The sequence below is a fragment of the Ruegeria sp. CDSA020 genome (assembly GCF_059612345.1).
Map to the genome: position 1 here is coordinate 31,569 of NZ_JBXWQK010000010.1, position 15,410 is coordinate 46,978.

The 15,410-nt window shown below is 56.0% G+C and carries 19 protein-coding genes; 9 read left to right on the plus strand and 10 right to left on the minus strand.

Annotation, left to right across the window (positions count from 1 at the left end; all coding sequences use genetic code 11):
• Window positions 1-30: 30 nt before the first annotated feature.
• From AC2FJW_RS16635 to AC2FJW_RS16650, 4 genes are all read left to right on the plus strand, one after another.
• Window positions 31-510 carry a Fur family transcriptional regulator gene (locus tag AC2FJW_RS16635; protein WP_142638114.1) on the plus strand — a complete coding sequence of 160 codons (480 nt, stop codon included), beginning with the start codon at window positions 31-33 and terminating at the stop codon, window positions 508-510.
• Entirely contained in the window at window positions 507-1,256 is a 750-nt protein-coding gene (locus AC2FJW_RS16640; protein ID WP_496678354.1) for a metal ABC transporter ATP-binding protein, read from the plus strand. Before AC2FJW_RS16635 ends, AC2FJW_RS16640 begins: the two co-directional genes overlap by 4 nt.
• Window positions 1,256-2,050, plus strand: coding sequence for a metal ABC transporter permease (locus tag AC2FJW_RS16645; protein ID WP_271950389.1), 795 nt, complete (start codon window positions 1,256-1,258; stop codon window positions 2,048-2,050). Before AC2FJW_RS16640 ends, AC2FJW_RS16645 begins: the two co-directional genes overlap by 1 nt.
• Window positions 2,051-2,126: 76 nt before the next feature.
• Window positions 2,127-2,264 (plus strand): entericidin A/B family lipoprotein, encoded by a 138-nt coding sequence (locus AC2FJW_RS16650; protein ID WP_142638111.1) that lies wholly within the window; start codon window positions 2,127-2,129, stop codon window positions 2,262-2,264.
• Between the two features lie 1,294 nt (window positions 2,265-3,558).
• Here the strand turns inward: AC2FJW_RS16650 and AC2FJW_RS16655 are convergent.
• From AC2FJW_RS16655 to AC2FJW_RS16675, 5 genes are all read right to left on the minus strand, one after another.
• The gene (locus tag AC2FJW_RS16655) at window positions 3,559-3,879 is read right to left on the minus strand and encodes a hypothetical protein (protein WP_142638110.1); all 321 of its coding nucleotides are present in this window, start codon (window positions 3,877-3,879) and stop codon (window positions 3,559-3,561) included.
• A 90-nt stretch (window positions 3,880-3,969) separates the two neighbouring features.
• Window positions 3,970-4,149, minus strand: a complete 180-nt coding sequence (locus tag AC2FJW_RS16660; RefSeq protein ID WP_142638109.1) for a CTP synthetase — start codon at window positions 4,147-4,149, stop codon at window positions 3,970-3,972.
• A gap of 310 nt (window positions 4,150-4,459) precedes the next feature.
• Window positions 4,460-5,341 (minus strand): DUF2971 domain-containing protein, encoded by an 882-nt coding sequence (locus tag AC2FJW_RS16665; protein ID WP_496750727.1) that lies wholly within the window; start codon window positions 5,339-5,341, stop codon window positions 4,460-4,462.
• Window positions 5,342-5,413: 72 nt separating this feature from the next.
• Entirely contained in the window at window positions 5,414-7,213 is a 1,800-nt protein-coding gene (gene lepA / locus AC2FJW_RS16670; protein ID WP_281973236.1) for a translation elongation factor 4, read from the minus strand.
• An 86-nt stretch (window positions 7,214-7,299) separates the two neighbouring features.
• Window positions 7,300-7,923 (minus strand): RNA ligase family protein, encoded by a 624-nt coding sequence (locus AC2FJW_RS16675; protein WP_496750729.1) that lies wholly within the window; start codon window positions 7,921-7,923, stop codon window positions 7,300-7,302.
• Window positions 7,924-8,098: 175 nt separating this feature from the next.
• Here AC2FJW_RS16675 and AC2FJW_RS16680 point away from each other — a divergent pair, with 175 nt between their 5' ends.
• From AC2FJW_RS16680 to AC2FJW_RS16690, 3 genes are all read left to right on the plus strand, one after another.
• Entirely contained in the window at window positions 8,099-8,410 is a 312-nt protein-coding gene (locus AC2FJW_RS16680; RefSeq protein WP_142638101.1) for a hypothetical protein, read from the plus strand.
• A 66-nt stretch (window positions 8,411-8,476) separates the two neighbouring features.
• Window positions 8,477-9,448, plus strand: coding sequence for a LysR family transcriptional regulator (locus AC2FJW_RS16685; RefSeq protein WP_496750780.1), 972 nt, complete (start codon window positions 8,477-8,479; stop codon window positions 9,446-9,448).
• Between the two features lie 129 nt (window positions 9,449-9,577).
• Complete coding sequence (locus AC2FJW_RS16690) at window positions 9,578-10,504, plus strand: DMT family transporter (protein WP_496750731.1); 927 nt, start codon at window positions 9,578-9,580, stop codon at window positions 10,502-10,504.
• 67 nt (window positions 10,505-10,571) lie between these two features.
• Here the strand turns inward: AC2FJW_RS16690 and AC2FJW_RS16695 are convergent, their stop codons facing one another.
• The gene (locus tag AC2FJW_RS16695) at window positions 10,572-11,015 is read right to left on the minus strand and encodes a low molecular weight protein-tyrosine-phosphatase (protein WP_496750733.1); all 444 of its coding nucleotides are present in this window, start codon (window positions 11,013-11,015) and stop codon (window positions 10,572-10,574) included.
• A 28-nt stretch (window positions 11,016-11,043) separates the two neighbouring features.
• On the opposite strand from AC2FJW_RS16695, the gene AC2FJW_RS16700 reads away from it, so the two are divergent.
• Window positions 11,044-11,739, plus strand: a complete 696-nt coding sequence (locus AC2FJW_RS16700) for an NAD-dependent deacylase (protein WP_496750734.1) — start codon at window positions 11,044-11,046, stop codon at window positions 11,737-11,739.
• A 54-nt stretch (window positions 11,740-11,793) separates the two neighbouring features.
• Entirely contained in the window at window positions 11,794-12,402 is a 609-nt protein-coding gene (locus tag AC2FJW_RS16705) for an HdeD family acid-resistance protein (protein WP_281973240.1), read from the plus strand.
• Between the two features lie 81 nt (window positions 12,403-12,483).
• Here the strand turns inward: AC2FJW_RS16705 and AC2FJW_RS16710 are convergent, their stop codons facing one another.
• The 4 genes from AC2FJW_RS16710 to AC2FJW_RS16725 all read right to left on the minus strand — a co-directional run bounded on the left by AC2FJW_RS16710 (window position 12,484) and on the right by AC2FJW_RS16725 (window position 15,345).
• Window positions 12,484-12,948, minus strand: coding sequence for a copper chaperone PCu(A)C (locus AC2FJW_RS16710; protein WP_142638090.1), 465 nt, complete (start codon window positions 12,946-12,948; stop codon window positions 12,484-12,486).
• Window positions 12,949-12,990: 42 nt separating this feature from the next.
• Window positions 12,991-13,341 (minus strand): hypothetical protein, encoded by a 351-nt coding sequence (locus tag AC2FJW_RS16715; protein ID WP_496750736.1) that lies wholly within the window; start codon window positions 13,339-13,341, stop codon window positions 12,991-12,993.
• Window positions 13,342-13,748: 407 nt separating this feature from the next.
• Window positions 13,749-14,036, minus strand: coding sequence for a 50S ribosomal protein L28 (gene rpmB, locus AC2FJW_RS16720; RefSeq protein ID WP_142638086.1), 288 nt, complete (start codon window positions 14,034-14,036; stop codon window positions 13,749-13,751).
• Between the two features lie 169 nt (window positions 14,037-14,205).
• Window positions 14,206-15,345 (minus strand): Hint domain-containing protein, encoded by a 1,140-nt coding sequence (locus AC2FJW_RS16725; protein WP_496750738.1) that lies wholly within the window; start codon window positions 15,343-15,345, stop codon window positions 14,206-14,208.
• Window positions 15,346-15,410 lie beyond the last annotated feature (65 nt).

The following is a 15,410-nucleotide window of genomic DNA, read 5'->3' on the forward strand; positions in this document are numbered from 1 at the left end:
TATCAAGTTCAAAATCATTGGAGCCCCGTCATGAGCACAGTTGGATTCAGACAACACGATCACGCCCACTGCGTTCACACTGCGCTGTCTCAGGCCGAAAACAAGTGCAGAACAAAGCGCCTGCAGTTCACCACTGTCCGACGCCGTGTCCTTGAGATCCTGTTGGAAAAGCACCGGGCAATGGGCGCATATGATATCCTGGCTGTGCTAGCTGCAGAAGGGCTCGGGTCGCAACCTCCGGTCGCGTATCGTGCACTGGATTTCCTTGTGCAAAACGGGTTTGTGCATCGTATCGAGCAACTGAATGCCTATACAGCCTGCGCCCACCCGACCCATGACCATGTCCCCGCGTTTCTGATCTGCAGGTCCTGCAAAGCGGTGGCTGAAACGGAAACCGAGCTGACACAGGGCCGATTGGGCGCTGCGGCGAACACCTCGGGGTTTCAAATCGAACGGGTAGTGGTCGAGGCCGAGGGCCTATGTCCCGAATGCGTAGGGTCGGCGGCATGAATACTCCCCTTATTTCATTGAAAAACATGTCCATTCGGATCGACGGCCGCACGATCCTTGAACATGTGAATGCGGCAGTTTCCGAAGCAGAGATCGTGACCATTGTGGGGCCCAACGGATCTGGTAAGTCGACTCTTTTACGGGCGATCATTGGGGCCATTGCCCCATCAGAAGGCCAGGTAAGCCGCGCACCCGGCCTGCGCATCGGTTATGTCCCGCAAAAACTGGCTTTGGACGCCGCTCTACCGATGACCGTGCAACGTTTCCTGGGCTTACCCAAACGGATCTCGGCCCGCAAAGCGCTGGATGCACTAGAACGAGCGGGCGTCCCGGATCTGCGCAACCGGCAAATGACCCAGCTTTCGGGCGGTCAATTTCAACGAGTTCTGCTGGCGCGCGCACTCCTTGATGATCCTCAGGTCTTGCTTTTGGATGAAGCGACGCAAGGCCTGGATCAACCGGGTGCAGCTGCCTTTTATCAACGCATTGAGCAGGTCAGACGCGACCTTGGTTGTGCGATCGTGATGGTCAGTCACGATCTGCACGTTGTTATGGCGGCCTCAGACCGTGTGCTATGTCTGAACGGACATATATGCTGCGAGGGGTCGCCTCATACCGTCGCGGACGCACCTGAATACCGGGCCTTATTTGGCAGCGGAACCAAGGGCATGATGGCCCTTTACCAACATCAACACAGCCATTCGCACGACCATGACCACCACCACGACCAGGAAACAACCAACTGATGTTAGACGATTTTATGGTTCGTGCGGCGCTGGCGGGTATTGGCGTTGCACTCGCGGCGGCCCCTTTGGGGTGCTTTGTGGTATGGCGCCGGATGGCCTATCTGGGCGAGGCCACAGCGCACGCGGCTGTTCTGGGTGTGGCACTGTCTCTGGCGTTTTCGCTTCCGATGCTGCCGTCGATTGTGGCGTCAGCGCTTGCCATGGGGCTTACCGTCACGCTTTTGCGTGGCAAGGGGTTGGCGATGGATACATTACTAGGCGTAATAGCGCATACAGCCCTGGCCGCAGGACTAGTCACCGTCGCCTTGCTGTCCGACGTCCGGCTGGATTTAAATGCCTTTCTGTTTGGTGATATCCTGGCTGTCACCAAAGGCGATTTGGCAACCATTTGGGGCGGCGGCGCGTTGATCCTGGCAGTCATGATCTGGCGCTGGTCAGCCCTACTTGTCGCCACGCTGAACCCGGACATGGCCTATGCATCCGGCATTGACCCAAAGCGCGAGGAGGTGTGGTTGACGCTGACCATGGCGCTGGCCGTTGCCGTGGCAATCAAAGTGGTAGGGGTTCTGTTGATTGCCGCCCTGCTCGTCATCCCGGCAGCCGGCGCGCGGTCTTTAGTGAGAACCCCTGAAAATATGGCGTTCGGGGCCGCCATCATCGGATCAGCTGCCGCCCTTGTCGGGCTGTGCGGTGCGTATCTTGCCGACACTCCGGCAGGGCCCAGCATCGTCTGCGCCGCAGCTGTGATCTTTCTGGTGACAGCAGCCATCGGGCCACTTTTTCGCAAAGAATAGAATGCCGGTTCAAAACTCTGGTTCACCATTAGCAAAACTGCTACGAAAATCGGGACTTATACAAAAGGAGAGACCTATGATCCGAGCCGCACTTATTGGACTGGCCCTTTGCACACTCGCCGCATGTGAAACCGCTAAAGGCGCCGGTAAAGATATTGAAAAAGCAGGTGACGCAATTCAGGGCGCAGCCACCGAGGTTCAGGAAAACATCTGATTCCTTTCGGAATGTAGCGATCAAGATCGGGCGACATACAAGATATAGTTGCCCTCTGCACCCGGACCCGCTATCCTTGCGGACACAGGTGCATAGACGCGGCATTGCATTTCTGACACGATCACGGGGTTCTTGCTTAAACGCTAGAACCCCGTTCCCGTTTTAGGGGGAATTAAATCGCTGCCTGTATGAATCCGGGGCCCGGAAAAAGGAAAAGGCGTCAGGTGCGCAGACGCGGTCTTTGCACGTGCCCAAAGGACACCCCTGACGCCTTACCGGTTCGACACGCCCGAGGGACGTCCCGATCCAGTTGCTTTGTCCCCCTAAGGGGCCACAGCCGCTGAACAGAGCCCGAGGGCCCCGCACAGCACGCATTAACCTTCTGAGAGCTTGATCACCTGTTTCAAACTTGACGCCCAAATCAGCGGATCACGCACCGGTAAGTCTTTGCAGTAGAACAAAATCCTAAGATTTCCCTTCACCGCAGCGACCCCCTTGGTCTTTGCGTCCCACCCAGGATCCTAAGAACCTCTGCGGTAACCTAACTGTTACATCGCGGTCATAAACGGGCAAGAAAATAGCACTGCAGCATAAAAAATAGCCGGGGATAAACTGTTGATATCTCGCTGGAGAGTGATGTGGATAACTCTAGATTTTGCGTTCCTGCGCAGAGTTGCCAATGGACAAGTGAAATTGCGTGCTCGGCCCGGGATTTTGGACTCTTTCTGCAGGCGCGAACGGACTGCACGACCCTTCTGGGGGTTTTGGTGAGCGATTGCGCCGATCCGATCCCTGATATTTCGAATCAAACCCGCCGTGAACGGGTCGCTCTTTGGCCACGGCCTCCGAGGACCGAGGCATTTTCTGACCAATCAGGGCCACCTGCCCGCATTTTGCGCTGAAAGCCTGTTCTGAATTTGAGAAGCGCTCCGACCCGGTTGGGTTACCTACTAAGCGCTGCGGCAATTCGCAGCCAGTACCCCCTAAATTCCAACCGGACCAGAGACGCTTCAGTTCACCTGGAGACCAGAGACGAGCCCGGAACTCGTTCGATCGCGCAGGCTACGCAAATTCAAAATTACATACAGCCCAAGGATCTTGCGCCAGCCCACGCAGCCAACCTAAATGAAGGGGCATTTACCGCTTCGATAGTTGAATTTGCTGCCACTGGCTCACCTCCTGTGCTGGGCCTTTCGCTGGCCTTTTACACAGATTGGGTGGCTGAGGGCCGGTTGCAACTTACCTGAAGGAAGCTTCATGAAGGCTTTAAAAAAGCCTAACCAGTTTGTCGCGCTTAGGCCCAGGCCAGCGCGGTGCCGATCACGACCAGGGAAATGCCAAACACTTCGCGATGCGAGAAGTTTTCACCAAACAGAAAGAATGAGGCGATGGCGATGAGAACAACCTCGGCCCCCAGAATGCCAGTATAGATTATGCCCAACCGTTCGTCGCGCAGCGCGGCGAGTTCGAGCGTCGCCCCGGCCAGCAGGGTCGCGACGATCAGCAGACCAAGCCCCAGGCCAGGGATTTTCCACCAGAACTTCATCGCGACCATGGCAACGGAATAGAGACCCGCTGACCCGAGGGCAATGAATGGGATCATGGACGTGGACATCTGCGCCTCCTGCTAGGGTTCCGCAAGGTAAACTTTAGCAGGCCAGCCGGGATACGGCTGTGAGGTTGGTCACAATGGGTCGAACAGGCCTTATCCCGCGATCTTTCGGGTCACCAGATACGAAACCGGAAACGCCGCAATAAAGCCAGCTCCGGCAGCGATCAGGATAGGGTATAGCGTCGTATACCCCATCGACAGAACCGCAATCACAGCGGACCCGGCAAAGGTAGAGCCAAGGAAGATATGTACGATCAGCATTAGGGGAAGCATGGGGGCCTCATATCAGGGATTCAACTTCCGCGGATCCTAGGATTGAGAGCGCATGCGGTCTTTGATCTGGGTCAGAGTGAGAGGCGTCTTGGAATTCGTCCAGTGGTCGAATTCAGCCGCGAACGGGCGGAGCCCCGAAACGAAAACGCGCCGCCCGTTTTGCCGGAGGCAAACCTCGGTTTAACGGAGGCGGGTCGGCGCGGCCCGGCGGTGCTGCCGGGCGGGTGGTTCGACTAAGGGTAAACTCCGCAAAACCAAATGTATCGCTGGCAAGGAGCGTTACCTTATTCGGACGATCACTAAATATAGGCTACCTAAGCAGGCAATCAGAGTTTTTAACCTCAAAACTCTCAAACCCTGCCCGCACCAACTGGTTTTCAACTTCTTCCAAAGAAAGATCGCTCTTAGGGCCAATGATAACTTCCGAGATCGCCTTTCTCGAATCGTGTGATCCCTTGCTGTACTTCCCAAACGGAAGGGGAATGAATTTTATTCGCCCATTGTCACCACGGCTCTTGAGCTCAAAGCAGACTTCGTTCCCGTCTGGATATTCATAGCTTGGTATTCGAACGCCATTTATGTATCCCGGCCCGCCTATCTCTACAGCAGCGTGGGTCCCACGAACTTCTCCTTCGTATTCCCAAGAAGCGTGTTTTGTAGAAACCACGGCAGAAACTAGTGGAACTGTAACGTTCAACCACTCTGCAAAACCAAGTCTTTGCGCATTATCTACCATTCCAGCCAATAACCGAATAAGTAGTCCAAGAAATTCCGTCTCTGAAACTTCTTTCAAGTACTCAACCTTTTGAATTCTAATCGGCATGTCTTTGATTGCCGTTGGCCTAAACCCAATGCTCAGGCCTTCCGAATTCGAAGCGTACTCTCGCCACATTGGAAGCGAGTCACCGTAGTGTGAAAACGAACAGGACATAATACCGCGTCGCTCAAAGTAGTATTCAAGCTTTGAGGCGAGCTCAACAATAAATGTGTTTCGTGTCTCGGGTGGCATCATTTCCCCAAGACTTTGAATTGAAGATAGAAGCAGTTCCCTGCCTAGATTTATTTCCCTGGGATCGTTGGTTGTAGTCAAATCTGAAAACCAAAGAGATTTAGTCTCTAATATGCCTTTGAAACCCAAGGCGGACGTGTAGTGATACAAAGTACTGTTTGGATCGTATTCTAAAAATGCCATCGGAACGCTTCGTGCTTCTTGGATACCAAATTTGCATCCAAAGGCGTTAACAGAAGTAAAATTAGGCAGCTTTTAGCTGTCCATCTTCAACGCTGAGATAAATGCCTCCTGCGGAATATCCACTTTCCCGAACTGACGCATCTTTTTCTTACCTGCCTTCTGCTTGTCCAGCAGTTTGCGTTTCCGCGTAGCGTCGCCTCCGTAACATTTGGCGGTCACGTCCTTGCGCAGGGCCGAGAGGGTCTCGCGGGCGATGACCTTACCTCCGATTGCGGCTTGGATCGGGATTTTGAACATGTGGCGCGGGATCAGGTCCTTGAGCTTCTCGCACATCGCCCGGCCCCGCATCTCGGCCCGGTCGCGATGCACCATGGTCGACAGCGCGTCGACCGGCTCGTCATTCACCAGCACCGACATCTTGACCAGCGCGTCCTCGGTATAGCCGGTCATCTGATAATCAAACGAGGCATAGCCCTTGGTCACCGATTTCAGGCGGTCGTAGAAGTCAAAGACGACCTCATTCAGTGGCAGGTCATAGACGACCATGGCGCGGCTGCCCGCATAGGTCAGGTCCATCTGGATGCCGCGGCGGTCCTGACACAGTTTCAGCACGTCGCCCAGGAATTCGTCCGGCACAAGGATGGTCGCCTTGATGCGTGGTTCCTCGATATGGTCGACCTTTGACGGGTCGGGCATGTCGGCGGGGTTGTGCAGTTCGATCATCTCGCCGTCTTTCATGAAGACGTGATAGATCACCGAAGGCGCGGTGGTGATCAGCTCGATATCATACTCGCGCTCAATCCGGTCGCGGATGACCTCAAGGTGCAACAGGCCAAGGAAGCCGCAGCGGAAGCCAAAGCCCAAAGCGGCCGAGGTTTCCATCTCAAAGCTGAAGCTGGCGTCGTTCAGCGCCAGCTTGTCGATCGCATCGCGCAGGTCTTCGAATTCGGAACTGTCGACGGGGAAGAGGCCACAGAACACCACCGGTTGCGCGGGTTTAAAGCCGTCCAGCGCGATTTCTGCGCCATTGCGGTCATTGGTGATCGTGTCACCGACGCGCGTGTCGCGGACCTGTTTGATCGAGGCGGTGAGAAAGCCGATTTCGCCGGGACCGAGGCTGTCGACCATCTCCATCTCAGGCCGGAAGACGCCGACGCGGTCGACATGGTGCAGGGTGTTGTTCGACATGAACTTGACGCGCATGCCCTTTTTCAGGGTGCCGTCCATGATGCGGACCAGAACGATGACGCCGAGATAGGCGTCGTACCAGCTATCGACCAGCATCGCCTTGAGCGGTGCATCCAGATTACCCTTGGGGGCCGGCAGATGGGTGACGATGGCCTCCAACGTCTCATGGATGCCCTGCCCGGTCTTGGCGCTGACCTGAATCGCCTCGGACGCGTCGATGCCGATCACATCCTCGATCTGTTCGGCCACGCGGTCGCAATCGGACGCAGGCAGGTCGATCTTGTTGAGCACCGGCACGATGTCATGATCGGCGTCGATGGCTTGGTACACGTTGGCCAGCGTCTGCGCCTCGACCCCTTGGGTCGAGTCCACAACCAGCAGTGAGCCTTCGACCGCACGCATCGAGCGGCTGACCTCATAGGCGAAATCCACGTGGCCGGGAGTGTCGATCAGGTTCAGCACGTATTTCTCGCCATTGTCGGCGGTATAGTCGATGCGGACCGTGTTGGCCTTGATGGTGATGCCACGCTCCCGCTCGATATCCATGCTGTCGAGCAGCTGTTCCTTCATGTCACGATCCTTGACTGTCCCGGTCTCTTGGATGAGCCGGTCAGCAAGGGTGGATTTGCCATGGTCGATATGCGCGACGATGGAGAAATTGCGGATGTGAGCGAGGTCTGTCATGGGTTGGGGATATGCGTCGGAAATGGGCTGCGGTCAAGGTAGGACGAGACCCGACGAAACCCTTTAGTTGCTAGGCTTCGATCCGATCAGACCAGCCCATTTCTAACCAGTTCAGCATTCATCCAATGCGTCTCACTTTGCACATGAACTTCACGTACGTACTTCGCGAGATGAGTGGGCATGTTTTCTTCCTCGAATGCTGCTGTTGTGCGAACGACAAACCCCTCTTGTGTGTCTAGATCTAGGGCTGCAATTACATCAGCGACGACCTGAGCTGAGAACCGTCCCCGATACAGTTCGGAAACAGGGCTGATTCCAAGTTTTGTAAAGCGTGACAGCGTCGCATCCCATGGCTGAACGACGCCAGCTTTGATCCACGCGAATCCCAAAAAATAAGTCGGCAATTCCAAATACACGATGGAATGACGTGCGAATAGATATTCGCCAACAATGCGCTCATCCTTTGTAAGTTGCGGTGCGATACCAGCTGCGAAAGCCTTCATCCAGTCTCGCGACGGGTGATATCTGGCGTCGATACTGCGAGGGTGACAGCCTTGACTGTGGATGGTCGTATTCTCACTGTTCATCTTTTCGGTAAACACGGCTTCGTCCGCTGATGCCAACTCATCAACACTCGACATGATCTTGTCATCGCTCGTAGCACCGGGAGATTGCGGCAAGTGGAATGTACGCCCGTATTTCTTTAGCATTTTGGTCTCACGCTAGAGTTCTAAGCGAAGTCAGGCCAGAAAACGCGACATCAATTATGTGCGCAATCACTTTTTCGCAGCACATGATTGATCCGAAATCCACTTTGATTCATACTCCGCCACAGACCGAGAGGGGCATCAGACCCGTCCGGGCAGGCAAAAACGAGGCAAGAGCATGAAACAGTTCCTCCTAATCGCATTTTGTGCGGCATCGCTGACGGCGATGGCTCCGGCACCCAGCGAGGCTGCGCAGATCAAACGGGCGTGTCTGGCGTCGGACCGGTCGGCGGCGACGCGGGCGCGGTGCAGCTGCATTCAGCGCGTCGCAGATCAGGCGTTGACGCGGGGCGATCAGAAGACCGTCGCCAAGTGGTTCACCGACCCCCATCAGGCGCAGGAGTTGAAGATGTCGCAGACTTCGCGCGATGATGCGCTGTGGGACCGGTATAAGAACTTTGGCCAGATGGCGCAGGCAATCTGCAACTAAGCCGGTCACGCTGCTTGACCTGATGCGCACTGCACCTCAGAAATGGCGCAGCGAAAGGTGTATCAGATGGTAATGAAAGGGCTGACCCTGCGGGGCCTTGAGGTGTTCGAGGCTTTGGCGCGGACAGGATCGGTGGCACAGGCCGCCGAGATTACGGGGCTCAGCCAGCCTTCGGTTTCTCAGCAGTTGCGCAATCTGGAAAAGGCATTGGGCACTGATCTGGTCGATCACGGGCGACGACCAATGCGTTTAACGCAAGCCGGCCGCAGTTTTCTGGCGCGGGTCGAGGTCGTGCTGGCCGAACTGCAAATGGCCCAAAGCGAACTGACCGTGATGGATCTGGGGCATCTGACCACCCTCTCCATCGGTTTGATTGACGACTTCGACAACGATCTGACCCCGCGGCTGGCGACTTTGCTGGCCGACAGCCTGACCCGGTCGAAATTCAAACTGATCACGTTGCCCAGTCTAAACCTGTTCGCCGAGCTGGAGGCGCAGAGGCTGCATATGGCTGTATCCGCGCATTCCGGAGAGGTCCTGAAGGGTGTGATTGAATACCCTCTGGTTCAGGACCCTTTCATTCTGGTGACCCCAAAGGGTATGGGGAATTCAATACAGGACCTGCCCTTTCTGCGATACGCCCGAGATCAGCTGATCAGTCGCCAGATCGAGGCGCATCTGGCGCGCCAGCAAATGGAGTTCGAGGAACGGTTTGAAATCGGCTCGCACCTGGCGCTGATGGCAATGGTCGCACAGGGGCTTGGCTGGGCGATCACAACACCACTGGGATATATGCGTGCGACGCGGTTTCATGACGGGATGGAGGCGCATCCGGTCCCGTTCGGTGACTTCGCCCGCACAATTTCGCTGTTCACCCGCTCTGACTGGTCGGACCAAGTACCCAAAGAGGTTGCAGACATGATCCGACGGCTGATGCGGACCCAGATTGTTGATCCGGCAGTCGCGCAGGTGCCGTGGCTGGGCGGGCAGTTGAAGGTGATTAGTTTGTGTAGGGCACCGCAGATATTGGAAGCATAATTATCAACGTGCCGTGTGTTTCTGCCACCATCTTCATACAGAACTGAACCAGGGTTAGCTGTGCGAACCGAAGCAACCGCTCGACGAATCTCTGCTACAGCAGTCGCAAACCTGTGATAGCAAATTGGAATGGCAACGATATCAACACAGACCAGACCAACTTTTCCCTATCCGATTGCGGTTGCCGGCGTTCTTTTCGCCTCAATTTGTTTCGGGCTGGTTCCTTATTTTAGCCGAGGGCTGACCGAGCAAGGCGTCGCGCCTTATGCCGTCGCGTTCTATCGCTACATCGTTACGGCAATTCTGCTGCTGCCTGTTCTTATAATACACCGAAACGCTTGGCGCGAGATTGCTTGGGGGCTTTCGGCAGGCGCGGTAATGGGCCTTGGATGGATTGGATATGTGACGGCGCTAGAGACATTACCCGCATCGACTGTGGGCGTTCTCTATATGACCTATCCGGTTTTCACGCTGATCATTGCCTGGGCTTTGTTCGCCGATACACCCACAAGGCGCGCATTGTTCGCCTCGGGCCTCATTACGTTGGCGGCACTCATTGCAGGATCGCCCGCATCCGTTCCGATACAGCACATACCAACGCTTCTGATGTCGCTAGCAGCGCCAATCGGGTTCGGCTTCGGGATATGTGTCTTGGTTCACAGGTTGTCCCGCATCGCACCGCTTGCGCGCATTGCTTCGGTTTCCTTGGGATCGGTTCTCGGGCTGTTGCCGCTGATGTTGAACGCCGATGTTGCCAAGTTGCTCCCGCAGGGGCAATCCGACTGGATTTTGATCGTCGGAATTGGCCTGGTCACAGCGCTTGTGCCACAGCTCATTTATACGATCTGCTCACCGTTGATCGGCGCTTCTCAAACTGCGGTCGTCGGCAGCATTGAATTGCCGACAATGTTTGCTGTGGGCTTTCTTGCCTTTGGCGAAGCAATCACAACGCCACAGGCCGTAGCCTGCGCTTTGGTTTTGGGTGCGATTGCGATCACCAGAAGCCGGACGACACGCACCTTATCCACTGTGATTGCGAAAGAACCAAACAGGTGAGCTTGGCCCCGATGCAGGCGTCGATTGATTTTACATCTGAATGTCGAAGACATCAGAGCTTTTACAACTAAGCCCTCAGATGTGCGTCAAGACCTGCGACGGCCTTTTCGATCAAATCCAGCGTGCCCTCGAAATCACGGGTGTAATACGGATCGGGCACATGATCCGCGCCTGTCTCAGTAGCGAAATCAGTCAGCGAGCGAACCGGAGTTTCGTTGCCACGGGGACGCAAGTTTTCGATATTGGTAAGGTTCTCTGCATCCATTCCGATGATCAGGTCAAAGCGGTCAAAATCTTCGGCCACGAATTTGCGCGCGCGCAGATCGCTGATGTCGATACTACGGGCATGAGCAGCCTGCTGCATTGGGCCATAAGGCGGGTCTCCGATGTGCCAGCCAGAGGTTCCGGCGCTGTCAGTGGCATGATGCGGCGCACGGGCGCGAAAAGCACCTTCGGCGGCCGGAGACCGGCAGATATTGCCCAAACAGACGAAAAGGATACGGTGTGTCATACAACCGGGTGTAACGCGTGAGGCGGAAATGCAAAAGATCGTCATTCTGACCGGTGCCGGGATTTCCGCCGAAAGCGGGCTGGGCACATTCCGCGACGAAGGAGGTCTGTGGGCGCAGCACAGGATCGAGGATGTCGCCACGCCCGAAGGCTTTGCCCGCAATCCGGCGGTGGTGCACAAGTTCTACAACGCGCGCCGTGTGCAGGCTGCACAGGCGCAACCCAATCCGGCCCATACCGCGCTGACCCATCTGCAACGCAACTGGCTCGGCGAGGTTATCATCGTGACCCAGAATGTCGACGGCCTCCACGAAGCCGCAGGATCCGAGAATGTGATCCATATGCACGGCACACTCGCTGGGGCCTTATGCACCACCTGCGATCACCGCTGGGCCGCCCCGCCCAAGATGTCGGTGGGTGAACCCTGCCCCGCCTGCGGTGGCCCAACCGCCCGACCCGATATTGTATGGTTCGGTGAGATGCCCTATTTTATGGACCTGATCTACGATCACTTGGCCAATGCTGCTATCTTCGCTTCAATCGGCACCTCGGGTCAGGTCTACCCCGCCGCAGCATTTGTGCACGAGGCGACAATGTCAGGCGCACGAACCGTCGAGTTGAACCTAGATCCGTCATCCGGCGCCTCGAGTTTCGATCAGGTGATACTTGGCCCTGCATCCGAAACCGTGCCACGCTGGGTTCAAAAGCTGCTGCGCGAATCTTAGCCCGCCAGACCGGCACCAAAATTATTGATACGACAATCGAAATAAGAGGCTCCCATGACCGACCCCCACCACACGCGCGAAGAAATCCTGGACGATTCCAGTATGGAGGGCCGCGATACATTTGGCGACCAACTGGCAAATCTGTGGTGGACCTTCCTGTTACGCGGGTGTCTGGCCGGAGCATTGGGGATCGCCGCGCTGTTTTGGCCAACGGGCAGTATCTCTTTGCTGTTGCGACTGGTCGGCCTGCTTTTGGTTCTAGATGGCGGCCTGACCCTACTGGGCTTTGGACGGCGCGGATTGATCGGCGGCGTCGGCATCGGGGCTCTATTGATTGGGCTTGTCCTGTTGATCTGGCCCGAGGGTGTTGCGCGGCTGACGTTTTTCCTGCTGGGTGCTTGGGCGCTGATCGTCGGCATCGGTTCGTTGCTGGCATGGCGGCAGATACCCAGCAACAACCCGGATGCCGTGATGGTGCGAAACTCGGGGATCATTGCGCTGATCATTGGGTTGGTGCTGTTGTTCTGGCCCGGCAGTGGCATGGTCGCACTGGGGTGGGCCATTGCCTTTTCCGCGCTGGCTTTCGCCGCCGTGATGTTCTTTCTGGCAGTGCGCTTCAAACGGGCACATGACCGCGTTTCGATGCGGGTTGTTAACCGTTGAAGCGATAGGCAAACAGGCCGGGCAAAGCCCGGCCTGACGCGTGGATGACGGCCACATAGCGGCTTGAAGGATGACGTGACCTTAGTTCGAGTGGGCGCCCATGTCTTTTCGTTCCAGATCAACCGGCACGTCGATCTCAACCTCACCGGCTTTTTCAAAAACCAGCGTTACAGGCACAGTTGCACCATGTTCAAACGGCGCAACCAATCCCATGAACATCACGTGATCGCCCCCGCGCTTGAGCGCATGCGCACCACCGGCTGGGATGACGAATCCCTCTTCGACATGGGTCATCTGCGCCACGCCATTGGCATCGATCAGATGCGTGTGCAGCTCAACCCGTGCAGCCGCCTCCGATTCCGCGCGAACAAGACGGTCATCCGCCTCGCCTGTGTTCTGAATCACCATAAAGGCCGCGCCCGCTTTCGCCGTTTTGCCGGCGGAGCGCGCATAGGCATCTTCTAATGTGATGGTTTCCTGCGCCATTGCAGTGGTGGCAAATGCGGCCGCAGCCAGGGTTGCCAAAAGTTTGGAAGTGAGGGACATTGTGCCTCTCCTATGTCAAGTGTCTGAAAAAGTTAAATTTAATCAGGCTCTTGCAGGTGGCGCGCGGGCGGGCTGAAACGGAACGGGCGCTGCTATTAGGCTCCTGTCGCCGCGCTCTAAAAATGGCCCGGCATAACTTGGTGCATCGGGCAGCACATGTGAAACGACAGCGATAGCACCCAGCAACGTCAGCGCATAGTCGGGGCAGAAATGCGGGGGCTTCGCCGGTTGCCCCTCCGCATCCATATAGATCACAACAGGACCAACACCAGTACACAGCACCATCTGCCCGACTGCGGTATCAACGCCACGCGACGCAGCCACCCCCTGACCAGTCAGACTGACCAGCAGCGACAGGGCAAATGATAGAAATCTGTTCCGAAAGTGTTTCATCCTGCCTTCGGTATACGCCCGAGACAAAAAGGGCTTCAAGCACAATCGAATGCGCCAGAAGCCCTCGGGTCATTTTGGTCAGTACGAGGTCAGTTGTCCAATCCGGGACGTTTGACAGACCCTTTGGTCAGGCTGGTATGCAACCTGTTCACCTGACGCTGCATCCGCACACATGTCCCAAACGTCTTGCCAAAAAAGGCCGCCAACAGGGAGAGGGAATCAAAGGATTTGAAAGACATGAGATCGAACTCCGCCAATAGAATATGAACAAACATATTCAAACATCAGAACACTGTATGTGAACAAGATCACGCTCTGACGGCGAAATCGTCTAAACTCAATCAGACAAAAGAAAAGACCCTGCACCGTTCGGGTACAGGGTCGAAATCTTTGGTGAAAAAGAACGCTTAGACCGCAGCTTGAGCCTTGGCGATTTCTTTTTTCACTTTCAGTGCGTTGGTGGACAGCTCGTCATCCTTGGCTTTGGCCAGGAACGCATCCAGACCACCACGGTGGTCAACTGAACGCAGGGCAGCGGCCGAGATACGCAGCTTGACGCCACGACCCAGGGTTTCCGACTGCAGGGTTACGTCGTTCAGGTTGGGCAGAAAACGACGACGAGTTCTGTTTTTGGCGTGGCTGACATTGTTGCCAGTCATCGGGCCTTTTCCGGTCAGTTCGCAACGGCGCGACATGGTTTCTTCCTTTGTATCTGCGGGCTGGGTACAGGACCCGTGGCCAAATCACAAGGGGCGCAACCCGAAGTCGCGCCCGAAAACTGGTTGGATGCGTTTAGTGGGAATCACAGGAAGGGTCAAGACGGGCCGTGCGAAATCTTTGCACCCATCTTAAACTCTATAAGACCTAGGCGCCATTGCGTTGAAGCAAGGGTTTGTTGTTCTTCAAATGCCGCTGGATCAGATGGGACTGTTGGCGTCCACATGGAATGAACCGGGCCGGGTTTTCACCATGATTTTCGATCAGTTCCGGAAAGATTTCGAAAATTTCTCGCCGCGCCTCCGACCCGAGGGATTTCAGGGCCTCGACTCCGGTGAACAGGCTTTCGGTTGGGGCATCTTCGGCAAAGATGACATGATGGCGATCAAATAGCAGGTGAAAATACTCAACCGATTGCACGGCCTCATCGATATAGATTCCCGGCAGTGCGGTCAGTTTGATCGCCGGAATCAAAACTTCGGTGGTGCCGAACATGCGTTCCGCGATTCTGGACTGCACCAGCATCCTGTGCTGGCGTGAGACCAGAAGATCGCGATGCGGCAAACCCTCGCCCAGCGCACCTGCAAGGATTCGTACCGGCAAGAGCCGGGGATTTTCCAGCAAGGCGGTGCGGTCAAACTGTCGACGACCGATCCAGCGTATAGGCTGAGGGTCGCACCCCATGGTCGGGACCATGTCCCCGATCCGCAGCGCTTGGATTGCTTTCATGCCGTCCTGCGTCAGGATGTGCGTGTCACGGGTAAAACAAGGAACGCCACTTCCGTTCTCAAAGGCAGAATATGTGACCGTGATACCGGATGGTAGGGTGAATGTCCCGCTGGACAGGGTATAGCCTACGCCATCTACGACGTTAATGACGCCAAAATTGGTATCGGTGATGACGGTACCCACCGGCAAGTTCAACGTGTCGGTCCCGCCGCCGCCACGCAAATCGCCACTGACGCTGGTGCTGGTGAAATTCAGGGTATCGTTGCCGCTCCCTAGCCGGATGTTTCCAACACTCGAGCCACTGATATCGACAGTGTCGTCATCCGACCCGCTGGCAATCCTGCCACCAATGGTGCTACTGGTGACGGTGATCGTGTCGGAGCCGGCATTGCCGATGACATTCCCGGTAATCGTGCTGTTATTGATGTCGACGTCGTCATCGCCACCCCGGCCGCGGATATTATCAATCGGAGTTCCAGCCGGTGAACCGTTCAGGGTCCCCGTGTCATTGTTAACGTCGATATCGTCGTTGCCGTTGGTCCCAGTAATATCGGGCATAGCTGACGGTTCCCGCATATCCGGCCTGGCGACAGATGCGCGGCCTTAACCTGAGTTTGCATCAA